The sequence below is a fragment of the Sphingomonas sp. genome, assembly GCF_035555815.1.
Taxonomy (GTDB): domain Bacteria; phylum Pseudomonadota; class Alphaproteobacteria; order Sphingomonadales; family Sphingomonadaceae; genus Sphingomonas.
The window spans coordinates 1-1,793 of the sequence record NZ_DATMGG010000021.1 but is presented as its reverse complement, the minus strand read 5'-3'; the positions used below and the strand labels follow the sequence as shown (position 1 = coordinate 1,793).

The following is a 1,793-nucleotide window of genomic DNA, read 5'->3' as shown; positions in this document are numbered from 1 at the left end:
CAGCGCGGGCGGACGGATCAACGCCGACTTCATCGACAATTCGGCCGGCGTCGACTGTTCGGATAACGAGGTCAACATCAAGATCGCGCTCAACCGCGAGATGATCGAGGGCCGGCTGGCCTTCGCCACCCGGAACAAGCTGTTGGCGAGCATGACCGACGACGTGTCGGAGATCGTGCTGGAGGACAATCGCCTCCAGACTCTGGCGCTGTCGATCGCCGAGAACGACGGCGCGATCGCGGTGCCCAGCTATGTCCGGGTGATCGAGATGCTGGAGGCGGCCGGCCGGCTCGACCGCAAGGTCGAGGGGCTGGGCGGCAACGAGGAGCTGCTGCGGCGCGCGCAGGAGGGGCGGGGGATGACCCGGCCCGAACTGGCGGTGCTGCTCGCCTCGGCCAAGCTGGCGTTGCAGGATGCGATCGAGGAACGCGGGCTTGGGCTCGACCCCGAACTGATTCCCGATCTGCGCGCGGCGTTCCCGCCGGCGATGCGCAAGAAGTTCGGCACCGCGATCGAGGAACACCGGCTGCGCGGCGAGATCGTCGCGACCAAGCTCGCCAACCGGATCGTCAACCGCATCGGCGTGCTCCACCCGTTCGAGCTGGCTGAAGAGGAAGGCGCGGCGATGGCCGACATCGCGGCGATGTTCGTCGCCGCCGAGCGCATGTTTGGCCTGCCCGCGCTGTGGGAGGAGATCGAGACCGCCGACATCGCCGAGGGCGCGCGCATCGCGCTGTTCGACGAGGCGGCGACGGCGGTGCGCGGCCATGTCGCCGATCTGCTGCGCGCCCAGCGGCCCGGCGAGGGACCGGCGGACGTCGTCAAACGGCTCAAGCCCGGCGTCGACGCGCTCGACCGCCAGGTCAAGACGCTGCTCAAGGACGAGGCCAGGGCCGGCGGCGCGCGGATCGCCGCCGCGCTGGAGGGGGCGGGCGCGCCCAAGGCGCTGGTCCGCAAGATCGTGCGGCTGTTCGAGCTCGACGGCGCGGTCGGGCTCGCCGCGCTGGGCGCGACGCGCGGGATCGACGAGATCCGGCTGACCCATGCCTTCACCCACCTCGGCCAGGCGCTCGGGCTCGACTGGGCGCAGACGGTATCGGCCCGGATCACCACCGGCGATCCGTGGGAGCGGTTGCTGATCGCCGGGCTTGCCCGCGATTTCCAGCAGCTTCGCCTCGAGTTCCTTAACCGGGCCGAGGGTGACGATCCCGAGGCGGCGGTAACGGCGTGGCTGGAGGCGAATCGGCGCCGCGTCGGGCAGTTCGCCGACGTCGTCGCCCGCGCCCGGCTGGCGCCGACGCCCAATTCAGCGATGCTGGCGCAGATCGCGGGTCAGGCGCGGGTGCTGCTCGGGCGGTAGGGCGATCGCCACCAGGCGATGACGCGGGGCGCGTGCCGGGGAGACCGGGCGCGCGCCCTGCGACACGCTGCGACAAACTCTCGTTTGCTTTTGCGAATGGTTCGCGTTAACGGCGGTCCACCCATTTCAGAGCCTTGCGGATCCGCGCCATTCTCATGACCACTCATTCCGCGCGGAAGAAGCCTGGCCGCAAGGCGTTCTGGCTGAAGCAGCTCCATACTTGGCACTGGATCAGCTCGGCGATCAGCCTGATCGGTCTGCTGCTGTTCGCGATCACCGGCTTCACGCTCAACCACGCCGGCGATATCGAATCGACCGCGGTCACCGCGCAAAAGGCGGGGCAGCTTCCGCCCGCGCTGATGAAATCGATCGCGCCCGACGAAGCGCCCGACAGCAAGAAGCCGTTGCCCGCCCCGGTCGCCGGCTGGGTACG

The 1,793-nt window shown here is 69.7% G+C and carries 2 protein-coding genes; both read left to right on the top strand.

The annotated features are described in order from the left end of the window. On the top strand, positions 1–1,360 hold a 1,360-nt coding region (locus tag VNR91_RS01150), incomplete at its 5' end, for an NAD-glutamate dehydrogenase domain-containing protein (protein WP_325488960.1). Between the two features lie 155 nt (positions 1,361–1,515). Then, a partial coding sequence (locus tag VNR91_RS01145; RefSeq protein WP_325488959.1) for a PepSY-associated TM helix domain-containing protein occupies positions 1,516–1,793 on the top strand: 278 nt, incomplete at its 3' end.